Below are 16,039 nucleotides of genomic sequence, written 5' to 3' on the forward strand. Positions count from 1 at the left end.
GTTTTTCTCACCCAGCGCATCGCCCCCCACCAGTGGCGTGGCTTCTTGAGGTTTTTCTTCGGCTGGGCATACACGCCACAGCCCTGATACCCTCGGTCGCCCAAGACCAGCGCTGCTTCCTGTGGATTCAGGAGTGCCCGTGCCACGGGAGGGTCTCCCTCTCGCCCAGGAACAATGGCAAAACGCACGAGCATGCCGTGATCGTCGATCACGGCATGCAGCTTGAACCCGTAGAAGAACCCGGTTCTGCCGTATCCACCGTGTCCGCCGCGACCACTCGTCGCAGTGGTCATGCTCCTGGGGCGTTTGTGTCGGGCGCCAACGCAGTACACGAGCGGTTTGCTGTCGATGACATAGACAGTGTCGTCATCGAAGTGAGGCAATCGGAGCGCAAGGTCGGCGTAGATGCGTTCGAGGTTCAGTTGGATGCGGAGATAGCGGGAGCGATCGGGTAAGGAGGGAAAGAGGAAGGTGTAGGTGGCGCGCACCTGAGCGAACCACTGTTGTGCCGAGGGCTGGTGGAGGAGTTCACCGACGAGTGCGATGGTCATGAGCTCGGCGTAACTGGCCTTCTGGTTGGGTTCGTCGGGTAACGTGAAGAGGCCGCTGCGGGCAGCGGCCTTGAGGTAATCGTCGACGTAGACGTAGATGATCGTAAAAAGGTCCGTCACGGTAGACTGGTGCAGCGGAAGTTCTTTGGTAGGCATACCGGAGCTTCCGCTTTTTCTGTCTCGTCGCCAACCCCTAGCACCCGAGGTTGTCAGGAGAAATCATCAATCAGGCACCTGCCCCTCAATGCCAGATTCTGCCGCCTGTACTGGGCAGATCGTGAAACACCAGGTCGAACGTCCACGCCCGCCCCGGTCCGGCGCGCGGGTCCCTGCGATCGAGACCCCACGCCGCGTCGACGAACTGAACCTGGGGCAACTGGGGCTGATCTGCGTACAGGAACGCATTCCAAGTGATTACACCAGCTGGGAAGTCCACCTTGACGTCGACGGGCAACCCGCGAGACTCTCCTGCGTGGCGCCCAGTGAGTTCGGTGGTGTGCCGCACGGCCTGGACGGCGACATCATGAACGGTATCCTGACCATCTTCCTGGAACAGGGTTCCCCCGAAAGCGGTGAGATCGTCACGACCGGGCATCAGATTCTCGTGAGCGCGGGACTGGATGTCGGCGGCCGGTACTACCAGGTGCTGCATGCCAGCCTGCACCGCCTGAACAGTGCGAAGTTCGTCGCTCAGAACGCGTGGCGGGCCCACACGCAGCGCCGCTGGACCACGCAGACCTTCTCGCTGGTGGACGATCTCGCGTACGACAGTGCCGAGCAGACCCTCGGGCGCGGAAGCGTCATCCGGATCCGGCTGCACCGCGCGTTCGTCCAGAGCGTCCGGGAGAAGTACCTCAAACCCCTGGACCCGATGCTCCTCGGAGAACTCACGCGGCCCCTGACCCGCAGCGTGTACCGCCTGCTGGACGCCCGACGGTACGACCCGACCGATCCGCAGGTGATCGCCATGGACCTGCGGATGCGCCTCGTGGACTGGGGTATCGAATGCAAGCTCAAGGACCTGGTGCCCAGCCGGATCCGCCGGGCCCTGGAAAAAGCCCACACCGAACTGCAGGAACACGGGTACCTCAAAGCGGTGGAGCACCTGGGAAGCGGTGCGCGGCAGGAGATCGTCTACCGCTTCGGCGATGGCACCAATTTCGGTATGGACCTGCTCAGCCGCCTCGTGCGGCACGGCGTCGGTGTGAACGTCGCGCAGTCAGTGGTTCAGGAAACCGCTCGGGACGATCTGATCCACCGCCTCGCGAAAGCGGAATACCTGCTGGCCCGGGGTTCCGGGCGAATTCAGAACCGCGCCGGGTACGTGGTGAGCGTCCTCAAGGACGACGGCACCCGGTTTCCCGATCCGGAGGGGTTCGTGCCGCCTGCCTCTCCAAAGGGCCGTGTGGCCCGGTCTGCTGGCGTGGCCACGCCAGCGCCTCCAGCCGCACAGGAGCCTGCTCAGGAGGACGTGGCGAGTGTTCGCCGCGCCCGCGAAGCGGAGTTGCTGTCACTGACTTCAGAAGAGCAGGCGGACGCCCTCGTAGCCCGTATGCGGTTGTTATGCAGCGCGCAGGTCGTGAAGCTCGGCGCAGCCCGGATCGCTTTGATCCATCAGGCGATCCGGGCTGCGCTTCTGGACACGGTCACCGTGGAACGGGAACTGATGACAGCCGTGTACAGCGGGAGCGCTGAAGTCTTCCTGCAGGCACTGATCCGGGAAGGCGAGGAGCGCCTTCAGAAGGGCCAGGGCGCACTGCCCGGTGGGTGAAGCCAAATCGATAGACCTCCTGCGAAGATACAGTGGGGGGAAGAGAACCTGGCTCTGTGTGGCCGCTCAACAAGAGTTCGCACTGATACGGACTGCCGGTTGTTTCGCCAGCAATCCGGAACTTCACCGCCCCTGCCGGCTCCACGTCCAGCAGCCCGCTGTTACTCCCATTCACTTCGCTCGGAACCGGCGGGCTTTGCGGCCCATTCGATCGGAGTCCGTATGAGACGTATTCGGTTCAAACATGAACCAGCGGCCGACAATTACCGGAATCATGTGTCTGGGGGCGGCCGTGATCTGACCATCGACATTGAGGCCGCCGGAGTACCATCAGCCTCTGTCCGGCGGACTCAATCTTCACGTTCAGGTCTGCCCGTAGACAGCCTGGCCGTCCTCAGCGGCGTCGTGGCCAGTCACGCGTCTGCGGAAGACCCAGAAATTCCATCCCTGGTAGGCCAGGATGAGCGGCAGGAAGAACAGGGACGCGTAGGTCATCAGGCGGAGGGTGTAGGGTTCGGACGCTGAATTCTGCACGGTCAGGCTGTAGGCGTCACCGATGGTGCTGGGCATCAGCACCGGGTGCAAATTGATGAAGATGGTGGCGGTGGCGAACACGATGGTGAGGCCGGTAGCCGCGAAGGCCAGCGTATCTTTCTTGCGGGCCAGTGCAGCCCAGATCAGCAGGAGGTTGATGGCGGCGGCTGCGGGGAACAGCCAGGCTGTCAGGCCGAAGCTGCGGAAGAGGGCTTCCTGAATGAACCCCCAGTACACGAACGCCAGGACGAACAGCGTGGCGAATGCACCGGCGGTCAGGGCGGCGTGCCGGGCTCGGGCGTGGATCGGATCGGCCTGATCGAGGCGCAGCAGCAGGAATGTCGCGCCGTGCAGGATGAACATGCTCAGGGTGGCCAGTCCGCCCAGCACGCTGAACGCGTTGATCGCCTCAGACACGCCGCCCTGGTACCGGCCGCTGGAGCCCAGGGGCAGGCCGCGCACCATGTTCGCCATAATCATGCCCCACAGGAAGGCGGGCAGGAGGTTGGTGACGAAGCTGGTGACGTCCCAGAAGGTCCGCCAGCGGACGTTACTTGATTCGCCCCGGTACTCGAATGCCACGCCCCGGCCGATCAGGGAGAGCAGGATCAGTGTGAACATGGGGTACAGGGCGGTCATCAGCGTGCCGTACCAGAGTGGGAACGCCGCGAAGATCGCCCCGGCGCCGAGGATGATCCAGACCTCGTTCGCGGCCCAGAACGGGCCGACGGTGCCGATCATGGCGCGCCGCTCCCGTTCACGCCGGGCCAGGAAGGGCTGCAGGATGCCTTCACCGAAGGTGAATCCGTCCAGGAAGAAATAGATGGAGAAGGTCAGGCCAATCAGGAAAAGCCAGAGGGTGGGAAGGTCAGGCATACAGTCTCCTTGTCCCTGAAGCGGCGAGGCCGCTCAGAGCCGCGCTCCTTCGGGGACGTAGTCGGGGGCGGGCACCGAGGGCGTCTCGACATCCGGTTCGTGCATCCCGGCGCGGGCGGTGCGTGTCAGCAGGAACACGTCCAGCCCAATCAGCGTCAGGTACACCACCCAGAACGCCGCCAGCGACAGCAGCACCCACAATGGGTTCAGCTGACTGACGGCGTCCCCGGTGCGCAGCAGGCCCTGCACGATCCACGGCTGGCGACCCATCTCGGTGGCGATCCACCCGCTGAAGTTCGCCAGGTGCGGTACGAGCGGCATTGCCAGCAGCAGCGGGTACAGCCGCCCCGGATCGTCCAGTTTGCCCTGACGCCAGCGCCACACGTACACCAGGGTCACGAGCAGCATCAGGAACCCCAGGCCGACCATCACCCGGAACGACCAGTACACCGGCCACACCCACGGCGTGTAGTTCCCGGGACCGTACTTCGCCTCGTACTCCTTCTGGAGGTCGTTAATGCCTTTGGCCTTGTCGGTGAAGTTGTTGAAGGCCAGGAACGACCCGACGTACGGCACGCTGAGTTCGAAGCGGTTCTCGCGCGCGTCGTTGCTCGGCAGCGCGATGAGGCTCTCGGGCATCTGGTTGCCTTCAGGGGCGTCCCACAGGGCGCTGAACGCGGCGTATTTCATGGGCTGGTCGCGCACGGCGCTCTGGCCCTGTTCGTGCCCGGCGAGGATCACGCCGCCCGAGCCGATCAGCGCGGTCATCAACGCCACGCGGAAGCTGACGCGGAACGCCTCGACGTTCGCCCGGCGGCGCAGGTGGTAGGCGCTGACGGCCAGCACGAAGAACGCCGCGACGGTCAGGCTGCCCGTCCAGATGTGCGCGAACCATTCCAGCCCCTTGGGGTTGGTGACGATCGCCCAGGCGTCGGTCATGACGGCCCGGCCGTTCTTGATCTCGAAGCCCACGGGATGCTGCATCCAGGCGTTGGCGATGATGATCCAGAAGGCGCTGATGGTCGTCCCGGCGGCGACGATCCAGATGCTCGCGAGGCTCGCCCAGGCGGGGATGCGGTCCTTGCCGAACCACCACAGGCCCAGGAAGGTGCTCTCGAGGAAGAACGCCATCAGGACCTCCAGGGCCAGGGGCACGCCGAAGATGTTCCCGACGAAGTTCGAGAAGCCCTGCCAGTTCATGCCGAACTGGAATTCCTGCACGATGCCGGTGACGACGCCCACGGCGAAGTTGATGAAGAACAGGTGCCCGAAGAAGCGCGTGAGGTTCTCCAGTTTTGGATCGCCGCTCCGGTAGGCCAGGGTCTGGAGGACGGCGATGATCAACGCGAAGCCGACGGTGAACGGGACGAAGAAGTAGTGGAAGATGCTGGTGGTGGCGAACTGGAAGCGCGACAGGTCGAGGGTGGAGAAGCCCAGGATCTCGTTCATATGACCTTCTTTTGCGTGGAGGCGGCGGGCAGCGGGTGCAGCTGGCCGTCCTGGAGCCGGTAGATCTGATCGGCCAGGGCGAGAGGGGCGGGTCGGTGGGACGCAATGATGAGGGTGCGGCCCTGCCGATTGGCCTGAATGCCCTTCAGGACCAGCAACTCGGTGTCCGGGTCGAGGTGCGCAGTGGGTTCGTCCAGCACTACGATCCGGCTGGGGGCGAGCAGAGCACGCAGGATCGAGACTCGGGCGCGCTCACCACCACTGAGCTGGGTGCCCCCCTCCCCTACCCAGTGATCCGGGCACAGGTGATCGAGCGCGAACTGCGTCAGGAGGGGCTTGAGCTGCTCATCTGTGAGATTCGGGTCGGCCAGGCGCAGGTTCTCACGTAGGCTGCCGTCCAGCAGCGGAGATTGTTGAGGATGCAGGCTCAGCGCGCGCCTCACGTCACTCAGCGCCGCGGTTGGCAGGGGAATGCCGCTCAGCGTCACCTCACCCTGATCCGGATCGAGATCCCGGGTGAGCAGGTGCAGCAGCGTACTTTTCCCTGCTCCGCTCGGACCGGTGAGGACCACGCAGCGGCCGGCGGCGACGTGCAGGTGGACGCCGTTGAGGATGGTGCGTTCACCGAGCCGGACCGTGACGCCGCGCAGGTCGAGCTCGAGTGGTCCGTCAGGCAGCGACTGCGGCGAGGGAGGACCGACGACCAGCGGCGTCTGGTCGCGCCACTGACGTGTCCTGTTCCGGGCGCTGATCCGCTCAGCGTGCGCGGCCGGTAAGGTGGTGAGCAGCGTGGCCGCTTCGAAGGCGGCCGCGGTGGCCAGGACGAGTCCAGCCAGCCAGGCGCCGGTGAGCGTGCCGGCTGTGACCAGGTCAGCGCCTCGCCACAGCGCGCCGCTGACTGCCAGGGCGAACATCAGTTCGCGGGTCAGCGTGAACTGCCACGCGAGGGTGCTGCTGCTGCCTGCGGTGACCATGATGGCGCGGTTGAGCGCGGTGAGGTGTGGGAGGGCGGCCTGACTGACACTGTCGGCGCTTCCGGCGACGGCGTCGAGGAGGCGGGCGCTGTGCTCGCGCCGCAGCTCCTGTCTGTCCTGGGCGAGGGCCGCGGCGGGGTGCCGCTGCGTGGCGGCGTGACCGGCGGTGACCAGCAGGGGCACGCCGGTCAGTGCGGCCAGGAGTGGATCGATCAGCAGGGTGGTGAGCGTGATGGCGGTGGCCACAGCGATGAAACTCAGGAGCGGCAGAGGCACCCTGAGGGTCCACATCTGGCGGGCGTCAACGTCCGCTTGCGCCCGACTGAGCAGGTCGCCGCGCCGCTCTAGACTGAGCAGGTCGCGTCCAAACCGGCTGATCGTATCGAACCACTGAAGGCGCAGGTGCGCGCCGAGCGCCAGGGCGTGGGCGTGGCCGGTCAGCCGCTCGGCATACCGCAGGGCGGCGCGGCCCACGCCGAGCGCGCGCACCGTGGTGACAAGCAGGGTGAGACTCAGGAAGTCGTCGGGTTGCAGCGCCGCCCTGGAGATCAGGACGCCCGACGCGGCGGCCAGGCCGACGGCGGCGAGAGATGCGAGCGCCGCGAGCAGCACCGCCCCGTTCATGCGGCCCGCCCGGCGAGCGTGAGGTGCTGCGCGGAGAAGTTGACGGCGTGATGCGTGACGAGCACCACGGTCCTCGAGTGGAAGGCGGCCCGGATGACCTGCACGATGGCCGCTTCGGTCTCCGGGTCGAGGTGGGCGGTCGGTTCGTCCAGGAGCACCAGGGCGGGCGTGGTGAGCAGGGCGCGCGCCAGGGAGAGCCGCGCGAGTTCGCCGCCGGAGAGATGCAGGCCCCCTTCACCCAGCGGGGTGTCCAGACCCTGTGGGAGGTGACGGATGAGGTCGAGCAGGCCGACCTGCGTGGCGACGTCGATCAGGTCGGTATCGCTGGCGTCGGGCCGGGTGACGCTGAGGTTGACCCGCAGGGACGCCGCCAGCAGGTGCGGGTGCTGGGGGACGAACGCCACATGCGCGCGCCAGGCGTCCGCGTCGAGATACTGCAGGGGCGTGCCGTTGACCAGAATCTCTCCCTGAAAGGGAACGTGGCGGCGCAGGGCGTGCAGGAGGCTGGTCTTGCCGCTGCCACTGGGGCCGCGCAGGGTGACGTGCGTTCCGGCGGGGACGGTGGCGGTGAGTGGACTGCACCCTGCGCCCCCGGTGCCGGGGAAGTGCGCGCGGGCGTCACGGAAGGTCAGGGTGGGCGGCCCGGGTTCGGTGGGGCGCTGTCCGGTCAGGACCGGGGTCATGCGGCGCAGGGCCGCGAGGTGCGCGGCCAGAGGTTCGGCGTCCATGGCTGCGTGGCGGTCCGCGCCGAGTTGCCGGAGCGGAGCGAAGTACTCGGCGACGAGCATCAGGGCCGCGAGGGTCGGGGCCAGAGACGCGGCGCCGCCGAACAGACGCACGCCGATCCACACGGCCACGAGGGCCGTGGCGAGCGTGACCGCGAATTCCAGGACGAGACCGCTGAGGAAGGCGATCTTCAGAACGTTGAGGGTGAGGGTCCGGTGCTGTTCGGCGCTTGCTTTCAGGACGCGGCGGTACGTGCTGACCTGTCCGTGAAGGTGCAGGAGCGGGAGGTGCGCGGTGACCGTGAGCAGGCGGGCGTTGAGCCGCGTGTGCGCCTGCCACTGGCGGTCGGTGGCCGCGTGTGCGGCGAGGCCGACCAGCCAGAGGAACAGGATGGTGAGCGGTCCGGTAATGGCCAGCAGCAGCGCCGTGGCCGGATCCAGCAGGGCCGTCACGATCAGCAGGGTCGGCGTGGTGATGGCGGCGTGCCAGCGGGCAGGCAGGAACCGGGCGAAGTAAGGGGCGAGTCGGGTGTCGAGGTCGGTGTCGAGGAGGTTCAGGTGACTGCTGCGCTGGGCACTGAGTTGTACGGGCCCGAGGGTGAGCGCGGCGTGGGTCAGGTCTGCGCGCAGGTCGTGAAGTCGCCGGGCGGCCATGCTCGTGAGGATGCGCTCCCGGAGGGCGGCGGTGACGGCGCGACCGATCAGGCTGACGGCGATGGTGAGCGTCACCGCTGTGTCTGGTAGGCGGTGGTCGAGAAGGGCAGTCGCGATGGCCTGCGCCGCAGTGACGGCGAACGTGGCGGTCAGCAGGGTGCTGATGAGGCTGAGCAGGGCGCTGAGAGTGAGCGCCTGCCGGACGTCCGGATGGTGGCCGAGTTCGCGCAGGAGGTGCGTGGCGTCAGGTGGGGCCAGCGGGTGTTGGGGAGGCGGGGGCGCGGCCCGCCAGCGTCTGAGCAGGGCGAAGGTCATGCCGCGAGCATATCCATGAAATGGATAAAATCACGGGCTAAACGGCCCATTATCAGAATTACAGATATAAACTATCACTGAGCTGGCGTGTGGGGCGCGGGCGCCACATGAAACAGGGTCCGCAGCGGGTGCCGCGCCAGCACTTCGATCAGCGTCCGGGTGGCTGCGGGCACCGCGGCGGCTGGAAGCGTGATCAGGGTGTGCGCCACCGTGACGTTCGGCGCTTCGATTCCCAGCGAAACCACGCGGCCGTCCCGCAGGTCCCCGCTGAGGAACGAGGCGGGCAGGATGCCGATCCCATGACCGCGACGCACGCCTTCGAGCACCGCCCAGAGACTGCCGAGTTCAGCGCCCTGATGGACACCCAATCCCGTGCCCTTGAGGAGCCGCTCGGCCTGCAGGCGGATGCCGCTGCCATGCGCGGCCCACAGCAGCGTTTCGCCATGCAGGGCGTGCGGCGGCACATACCCCTGATCTGCGAGCGGGTGCCCTGGCGGGACGGCGACGCGCAGGGTGTCTTCGCCAAGCTGGTGGTAGTCGAGGTCGACAGAGGTGCGCTGAGGGGGCGTCACGATCAGCGCGGCGGCCAGTGTCCCGGCGCGGACCTCGTCGGTGAGGTCCGCCGCCGGTCGGGTGTCCGCCTGGATCTGAAGGCCGTGCTCGGCCCCAAGGCGAACGACGCTGCTCACCGCCGGGGTCAGCGCGACCGAGAACCCGACGCGCAGCGTGGCCGCAGTGCGCGCCCGCAGGCCCCCCACCAGATCCGCGGCGTCCTGGATGTTCCGGGCGACCGCCTGCGCGTAGGGCAGGAGCCGCTCGCCGTCCGGGGTCAGACGCACGCCACGGCCCTGCCGTTCGTACAGCGGCGCGCCGACGCGCTCCTGCAGAACGCGCAACTGACCGCTCACCGCCGGCTGGCTGAGATGGAGGGCCTGCGCGGCGCGGCTAACACTGGCGAGTTCGGCCACCACGCTGAACGTGATCATGTGTTCTGGATTAATGCGCACTGCCACTGCCTCCGTCCTGTTGACTGATATTCACTATCAGAAATATAAATAGTACACTGTAAATATAACAAAGTTACTGGTTCGTGTGATGATATACGCCCATGACATCCAGCATCGTGATCGTCGGCGGCGGAACCGCCGGACTGACCGTCGCCGCACGCCTGCTCCGCCGCACCCGCCAACTCCACATCACCGTGATCGAGCCCGCCGAACAGCATTACTACCAGCCGTACTGGACACTCGTCGGCGGCGGCATCGTCCCCAAGGAAGCCAGCGTCCGCCCCATGGCCGACGTGATGCCCCGCGGCGTGCACTGGCTCAGGGACCGCGCCCAGCACATCGATCCCGACGCGCAGCAGATCACCCTCCAGAGCGGACAGACCCTCTCCTACGACGCGCTCGTCCTGGCCCCCGGCATCCAGATCAACTGGGACGCCATCCCCGGGCTGACCGAGAGTCTGGGCCAGGGCGGCGTCTGCTCCATCTACGACTACCGTCAGGCAGAACGCACCTGGGACACCATCCGCACCTTCACCGGAGGAAACGCGATTTTCAACGGCGCCGCCACGCCCGTCAAATGCGGCGGCGCGCCCCAGAAGATCATGTACCTCGCCGAAGAAACCTTCCGCGACCGGGGCGTGCGCAACCGCAGCGCCGTGAAGTTCTACACGCCCGGCAGCGTGATCTTCGGCGTCAAGGAATACGCCCAGGCGCTCCTCAAGGTCGTCGAATCCCGCGACATCGACGTGCAGTACTCGCACACCCTCACCGGCATCGAACCCACCCGGCAGGAAGCGACCTTCACGCGACCGGACGGCACCGGCGGGACGGAAACGTTCACCGAACGCTACGACCTCCTCCACGTCATTCCGCACATGAGCGCCCCGGACTTCATCCGGCACAGTCCGGTCGCCGCCACGAGCGGCCCGCTGGCCGGCTGGATCGAAACCGATCCATACACCCTGCAGCACCCCCGCTACCCGCAGGTATTCGCGCTCGGCGACGCCGCCGGCCTGCCCGGACACCCGAAAACCGGCGCCGCGATCCGCAAGCAGGCGCCCGTCGTGGTCGCGAACCTGCTCTCCGCCCTGCTCGGTGAACCGCTCAGTGCGCGGTACGACGGGTACTCGTCATGCCCGCTGGTCACGGGCCGCGGCAAGCTGATCCTGGCGGAATTCGTGTACGACAACAAGATCAAGAGCAGCTACCCGCCGTTCATGGACTCCGCCAAAGAGCGGTACGACGCGTACCTGCTCAAACGGCACGGCCTGCCCCGGCTGTACTGGAACGGCATGCTCCGGGGTCGGGCCTGAACCGCCGGGACTGACCCGCGCACGCGGGTCGGTCCTGAACCCATCATCCTGAATCCGCACAGGAGGACTGCCATGAGCCGCATCGCCGCGCTGACCCTGACTGCCGCACTGCTCGCCCACACGTGCGCTGCCGCCCTGACGCTCCCAGCGGCCCCTTCCACCGTCGATACCGACGCGGAACGGGCCGCCTGGACCGCGCTGATGTCCTCAGATGGCGAGTACGCCGCTGTCGCCGCTTACTCGGCCGTCATTGCCCGGTACGGGCCGGTCGAACCGTATGTCAGTGTGCTGCGCGCCGAGGAGAATCACGTCCGCGCCCTGACCCGCCAGCTCCAGCGATACGGAGTGGCGGTGCCTTCCAACCCATACCTGGGCAGGATTCCCGCCCCCACCAACCTGCGTGTCGCCGCGCAGGCCTGGGCCGACGGGGAAGTCCTGAACGTGAAGATGTACGACGATCTGGCACTTCTGGCAACGGGTGACACGCCACTCCAGAAGGTGTTCGGCAATCTGCGTGCGGCGTCCCTCCAGGTCCACCTGCCCCTGTTCCAGCAGGCTGCCGCGGCTGGCGGAACGTTGACCGCCGCACAGATGGGTGCGCTGCGCTCACCGAGTGGCGGCCCGAAACGGTGAAGGTCACCCGGCGCGGGTGCAGGTCCTCACGCCGTCCACCTGCGCGGTTGCCGTTGAAGCCCCTGAGCCGGACGTCCTGAGCGGTGTGCTCAGTGCGTGCTGTGGCGTTCAGGAGGTGCAGCGGCGAGAGGACGCCTGTGCGTCCTCTCGTCACGCTGACCGGATCAGCCGGCCAGACCTGTGTGAACCGCTGGCCTCAGCGGCGCGTGTTGATGCCCAGCAGGCGGTAGAGCGGGCAGAACCCCACGGCCGCCGTCACGCCCAGAATCCCGGCCAGCGCCCACAGCGTGGGTCTGAGCGCTCCCCCGGCGACGGTGCCGGCGGCGAGGAGCAGCAGGGCCAGCAGTGCGCGGATCCCCCGGTCGAGTGTGCTTTCGTTGCTCATGTCTCATCCCTCCTGACCTCATGTTCCATGATTCACTTGCAGGTGACTATGACGGAAATGGTCGAAATCCCCCCAGGCGCACAGGCCGTGATGGCCGCGCTGTCCCGCGGTCCTCAGACGGTCACGTCGCTCACCGCGGCCCTGCACCTGAGTGAACACACGGTGCGGTATCACCTCCGGCGACTGCTGGCGCGCGGTCTGATTCAGAAGCACCTCCGGGCTCCGGGGAGTCAGGCGGGGCGCCCGGCGGCCGAGTACACCGTGACGGCGCGGGCCACGGGGCTGTTTCCCAAGCGGTACCTGGAGTTGCTGGACGCGCTGCTCGCGGCCGCGCAGGCGGAAGGGCTTCAGGAGCGCCTGATGGCCCGCGTCACGCAGGACATGGTGGCGCCGCTGCAGGTGCATCTGGGTGACCTGAGCGGTGAGGCGCGCCTGCTGCGCCTGCTGGAACTGCTCGATTACGGCGATCTGCTGCCGGACGTGCGGGCCGTGCCGGGCGGCCTGTGTCTCGAGGCGTTCAACTGCGTGTATGTCGGCGCGGGCCTGCATCACGAGGTGATCTGTGACCTGCTGCCCCGCGTTCTGAGCGGAGCGAGTGGCACGCCGGTCGAGCGGCTACGCTGTCAGCGGGACGGGGGCGTCACCTGCGAGTTCATGGCGCGACTCCCGTGACCAGCGCTGGCAGGCAGAACGCCGTGGGGTCATCACCGACGCCTGGCACAGCCCAGATCCTATACATGCAAGAATTACAATATTAGAATCCTTGCATGAAGCAGGAGCTGCACACGTACAAGGCCAGCCTGTTCAAGGCGCTCGGCCATCCCCTCCGCCTGGCCATCCTCGACGTCCTGCGCGGCGGTGAGCAGACCGTCACGCAACTCCAGGACCGCACCGGGGCAGAGCAGGCCAGCGTCAGCCAGCACCTCGGCGTGCTGCGCGCCCACCACTTCGTCTCCGTCCGGCGCGACGGCACGCTGGCCTACTACCGCGCCTCGGACCCCGAGATCTACGCGTTTCTCGACCTGGGCCGTCAGGTCTACGAGCGGCAGCTTCAGCGGCAACGCGAGCAGCTCACCCTGCAGGCCGGCCCGGCATGACCCGCCCCGGTCTCCTGACGGCGCTCTCTCCCCTCCCCGCCTGGCAGGCCGAATTCCGCCGCTACACCCGGGCGCAGTTCACGCAGGATCTCCTGGCCGGCGTGACCGTCGGCGTCGTGGCCCTCCCGCTGGCGCTGGCCTTCGGCGTGACCAGCGGCGCGGGTGCCACGGCCGGGCTGATCACGGCCATCATCGCCGGGGCCGTCGCCAGCGCCTTCGGCGGCAGCCGCTTCCAGATCACGGGCCCAACCGGGGCCATGACCGTGGTGCTCCTGCCCGTCATCGCCCAGTACGGCCTGTCCCAGGTGGCGGTGATCGGCCTGCTCGCCGGACTCATGCTGATCACCGCGAGCGCGCTGCGCCTGGGCCGCGCCATTCACCTGATGCCCTGGCCGGTCATCACGGGATTCACCAACGGCATCGCCGTGATCATCGCGCTGCAGCAACTGCCAGCCGCGCTGGGCCTCCCGCCCGTCCCGGGCGAGCGGATCCTGCCCGCCAGCCTGGACGTGCTCCGCGAGTTCCTGCGCGCCCCAGCCCCGGCGCCCGTCCTACTAACCCTCCTGACGGCCGGCGTCCTGCTGCTCTGGCCCCGCCTGAACGTCCGGCTGCCCGGCGGGATCGTCGCGCTGCTGCTCGTCACGGCGCTCAGCCTCGCGCTGCACCTGGACGTGCCCCGCATCGGTCCGGTCCCCACCGGTCTGCCGTGGCCGTCGCTACCGGCCCTGGACGGACAACTGCTGCCCCACCTGCTCAGTCCGGCCCTGGCTGTCGCCGTACTCGCCGGACTGGAAAGCCTGCTGTCCGCCGTGGTCGCCGACGGCGTGACCCGCACCCGGCACGATCCGGACCGGGAACTGCTCGGCCAGGGACTGGCGAACCTCGTCACGCCACTGTTCGGCGGCATCCCCAGTACGGGCGCGATCGCCCGCACGGCCGTCGGGGTGCGCAGCGGCGCGCAGACGCGCGTCACGGGACTCGTCCACGCGGCGTTCCTACTGCTCGTCACGCTCGTCCTGGGACGCTTCGCTGCGCTCGTTCCGCTCAGCGTGCTCGCCGGGATCCTGCTCGTGACGGCTGCCCGCATGTTCGAACGGGACGCCTCACGGACCCTGCGGCGCAGCACGCGCAGCGACTACGTCACGCTGCTGGCCACCATGACCGTCACGGTCGCCTTCGATCTCATCCTCGCCATCGAGGTCGGGCTCGCCGTGGCCGGCGTGCTGTTCGTCCAGCGCATGATCGGCACCCTGAACGTCGAGCCGATGAGTATCCATCAGGACGCCCCGGCCGACGCGGACGCCGCCCTGCTGCAGTCCCGGGTGCTGGCCTACCGGGTCGAAGGGCCCCTGTTTTTCGGCGTGGCAGGCCGCTTCACCGAGCAACTCAGGGCCCTGCCGGACGTGGACGTCGTGATCCTGCGGCTGCGCCGCGTCGCGACACTCGACGCCAGTGGCGCCCACGCCCTCGCGCAACTGCAGCGGGACCTGCACGCTCAGGGCGTGACGCTGCTCCTCAGCGGACTGCAGGACCAGCCGCGCGCGCTTCTGGAGCGCATGGGGCTGCTGGAGGCCGTCACGACGGCCGGGCATCACCTGTTCGAGACCACTGAGGACGCCACCCGGCATGCCTGGCGTCACGTGCAGCGCGCGCAGGCGCTGGCCGAACTCCAGCCCTGACCATGGGGGCAGCCGACACCCCTGCCCGCATGGTCAGGGCACCAGGGCTCGCACCGTCAGGATTCCAGGACCACACGGTTCTTCCCGGCTCTCTTGGCCTGATACATGACCTGATCGGCCCGCTCCAGCAGGGCCTCCGGTGACGCGTCTCCCAGCTGCGTGACCAGACCGATGGACGCGGAGACGTGCAGCGGACCAACGCTGCTGGGCATGGGAGCCTGCAGGCCCGTGAGCAGTCGTTCAGCGGCCCCCTGCGCCTGCTCAGGCGTACACGGCGCGGTCAGGACCACCACGAATTCATCACCGCCCAGCCGGGCGATCACGTCCCGGTCCCGCATGTTCCGGGTCAGCCGGTCCGATACGACCTGCAGCACCTCGTCACCCACGGGATGCCCGAAGGTGTCATTGATGGCCTTGAATCCGTCGAGGTCCAGAAACAGCAGCGCCGCGGGACTGCGGTGACGGCCCGGCCGGCTCAGGATCTCCGTGAGGGCCGCGCGGTTGAGCAGGCCGGTCAGGGCGTCATGGGTGGCGGCGTGCTCCAGGTGCGCGCGGCTGGCGTGTTCGGCCGTCACGTCCCGCATGACGACCGCGGCGCCGAGCAGCGTGCCGTCCTGTGCGCGCAGCGCCTGCCCGGACGTACTGACCAGCACCGGGGGGCGCGCCGCGGGCCGGATCACCATCAGGCTGTCCTGGACGCGCTCGCCACGCAGCGCCCGGTACAGGGGAATCTGATCCGGGGCGAGCGGGACGCGCCCGTCTTCCTGGAACAGGTCGTACGCGCCGCTCCAGTCGTCCGGGCGGAGCGGCCGCTGCGGCAGGCCGTGCAGTTCCCGCGTTGCCCGGTTGAAGACCGTCAGGGTGCCCTGCTCGTCGCAGGCGACCACCCCGTCATGCATGTGCTCCAGCACGGCGTTCAGGAAGGCCCGCTCCTGCGCGAGCGTCTGGGTGAGGCGGGCCTGTTCCGTCACGTCCCGCCCCTCGGCAAGCAGGCCGGTGACCACGTCGCCCCGGCGCAGTGGCACCAGGGTGTACTCCACCGTCAGGTGCCGCCCGGGCAGGTGCAGGTGTGCCTGGGTGCGGACGACCTCACCGCCGGCTGCCCGCACGATGCCCTCGCGGAGCTCCCGCTGCGCGTCGGGCGACGCGTTCCACCAGGGTGTCAGCCAGAACGGCTGGCCGATCAGGGCGTCCCGCTCAGCCTGGATCAGGTCCAGGGCTGTGCGGTTGACGTCCAGCAGCCGCCCGTCGGTCTCCAGGAGGGCCAGCATGCCGGCGGCGTGGTGGTACACGTGCTGCAGGCCCCGCAGGGCCTCACGGGCAGCTTCGAGCTGGGCAACGAGCTGCTCCAGGGCGGTCTGGAGCGCCTGGCCGTCCAGCGTGCCCGGCACCTCCAGACCGAGGTCGCGCATCCGGCGGGTCAGCTCTGCAGGCACAGCGGTCATCTGTGCG

Annotated in this window: 14 protein-coding genes; 6 read left to right on the plus strand and 8 right to left on the minus strand. The window is 67.9% G+C overall.

Going from position 1 to position 16,039, the window contains the following annotated elements; all coding sequences use genetic code 11:
* A partial coding sequence (locus CBQ26_RS09730) for a transposase (RefSeq protein ID WP_088248554.1) occupies nucleotides 1-707 on the minus strand: 707 nt, incomplete at its 3' end.
* Nucleotides 708-795: 88 nt separating this feature from the next.
* Between CBQ26_RS09730 and CBQ26_RS09735 the strand changes: the two genes are divergently transcribed.
* Nucleotides 796-2,322: a replication initiator protein A gene (locus CBQ26_RS09735; RefSeq protein WP_244898024.1), complete on the plus strand. Its 1,527-nt coding sequence runs from the start codon at nucleotides 796-798 to the stop codon at nucleotides 2,320-2,322.
* Nucleotides 2,323-2,685: 363 nt separating this feature from the next.
* Here the strand turns inward: CBQ26_RS09735 and cydB are convergent, their stop codons facing one another.
* The 5 genes from cydB to CBQ26_RS09760 form a co-directional block, all read right to left on the minus strand.
* A complete protein-coding gene (gene cydB, locus CBQ26_RS09740; RefSeq protein ID WP_088248454.1) occupies nucleotides 2,686-3,732 on the minus strand; it encodes a cytochrome d ubiquinol oxidase subunit II in 1,047 nt (348 codons plus the stop codon).
* Between the two features lie 33 nt (nucleotides 3,733-3,765).
* Nucleotides 3,766-5,181, minus strand: coding sequence for a cytochrome ubiquinol oxidase subunit I (locus CBQ26_RS09745; RefSeq protein ID WP_088248455.1), 1,416 nt, complete (start codon nucleotides 5,179-5,181; stop codon nucleotides 3,766-3,768).
* Complete coding sequence (locus CBQ26_RS09750; RefSeq protein ID WP_088248456.1) at nucleotides 5,178-6,779, minus strand: amino acid ABC transporter ATP-binding/permease protein; 1,602 nt, start codon at nucleotides 6,777-6,779, stop codon at nucleotides 5,178-5,180. The genes CBQ26_RS09745 and CBQ26_RS09750 overlap by 4 nt, the downstream gene beginning before the upstream one ends.
* Nucleotides 6,776-8,473: an ABC transporter ATP-binding protein/permease gene (locus CBQ26_RS09755; RefSeq protein WP_088248457.1), complete on the minus strand. Its 1,698-nt coding sequence runs from the start codon at nucleotides 8,471-8,473 to the stop codon at nucleotides 6,776-6,778. The genes CBQ26_RS09750 and CBQ26_RS09755 overlap by 4 nt, the downstream gene beginning before the upstream one ends.
* 74 nt (nucleotides 8,474-8,547) lie before the next feature.
* Nucleotides 8,548-9,480, minus strand: coding sequence for a LysR family transcriptional regulator (locus tag CBQ26_RS09760; RefSeq protein ID WP_143342044.1), 933 nt, complete (start codon nucleotides 9,478-9,480; stop codon nucleotides 8,548-8,550).
* Nucleotides 9,481-9,581: 101 nt separating this feature from the next.
* Here CBQ26_RS09760 and CBQ26_RS09765 point away from each other — a divergent pair, with 101 nt between their 5' ends.
* The gene (locus tag CBQ26_RS09765) at nucleotides 9,582-10,793 is read left to right on the plus strand and encodes an NAD(P)/FAD-dependent oxidoreductase (protein WP_088248459.1); all 1,212 of its coding nucleotides are present in this window, start codon (nucleotides 9,582-9,584) and stop codon (nucleotides 10,791-10,793) included.
* A gap of 72 nt (nucleotides 10,794-10,865) precedes the next feature.
* Nucleotides 10,866-11,426 (plus strand): ferritin family protein, encoded by a 561-nt coding sequence (locus tag CBQ26_RS09770; protein WP_088248460.1) that lies wholly within the window; start codon nucleotides 10,866-10,868, stop codon nucleotides 11,424-11,426.
* 196 nt (nucleotides 11,427-11,622) lie between these two features.
* On the opposite strand, the gene CBQ26_RS09775 is transcribed toward CBQ26_RS09770, so the two are convergent.
* Nucleotides 11,623-11,811, minus strand: coding sequence for a YgaP family membrane protein (locus tag CBQ26_RS09775; protein ID WP_088248461.1), 189 nt, complete (start codon nucleotides 11,809-11,811; stop codon nucleotides 11,623-11,625).
* A 48-nt stretch (nucleotides 11,812-11,859) separates the two neighbouring features.
* Here CBQ26_RS09775 and CBQ26_RS09780 point away from each other — a divergent pair, with 48 nt between their 5' ends.
* From CBQ26_RS09780 to CBQ26_RS09790, 3 genes are all read left to right on the plus strand, one after another.
* The gene (locus tag CBQ26_RS09780) at nucleotides 11,860-12,483 is read left to right on the plus strand and encodes an ArsR family transcriptional regulator (protein ID WP_172418017.1); all 624 of its coding nucleotides are present in this window, start codon (nucleotides 11,860-11,862) and stop codon (nucleotides 12,481-12,483) included.
* A 95-nt stretch (nucleotides 12,484-12,578) separates the two neighbouring features.
* Complete coding sequence (locus tag CBQ26_RS09785) at nucleotides 12,579-12,908, plus strand: ArsR/SmtB family transcription factor (protein WP_088248463.1); 330 nt, start codon at nucleotides 12,579-12,581, stop codon at nucleotides 12,906-12,908.
* A complete protein-coding gene (locus CBQ26_RS09790) occupies nucleotides 12,905-14,587 on the plus strand; it encodes a SulP family inorganic anion transporter (RefSeq protein WP_088248464.1) in 1,683 nt (560 codons plus the stop codon). The genes CBQ26_RS09785 and CBQ26_RS09790 overlap by 4 nt, the downstream gene beginning before the upstream one ends.
* Nucleotides 14,588-14,643: 56 nt before the next feature.
* Here CBQ26_RS09790 and CBQ26_RS09795 read toward each other — a convergent pair whose 3' ends face one another.
* Complete coding sequence (locus CBQ26_RS09795; protein WP_088248465.1) at nucleotides 14,644-16,032, minus strand: sensor domain-containing diguanylate cyclase; 1,389 nt, start codon at nucleotides 16,030-16,032, stop codon at nucleotides 14,644-14,646.
* Nucleotides 16,033-16,039 lie beyond the last annotated feature (7 nt).

The organism is Deinococcus indicus, assembly GCF_002198095.1.
GTDB classification, from domain to species: domain Bacteria; phylum Deinococcota; class Deinococci; order Deinococcales; family Deinococcaceae; genus Deinococcus; species Deinococcus caeni.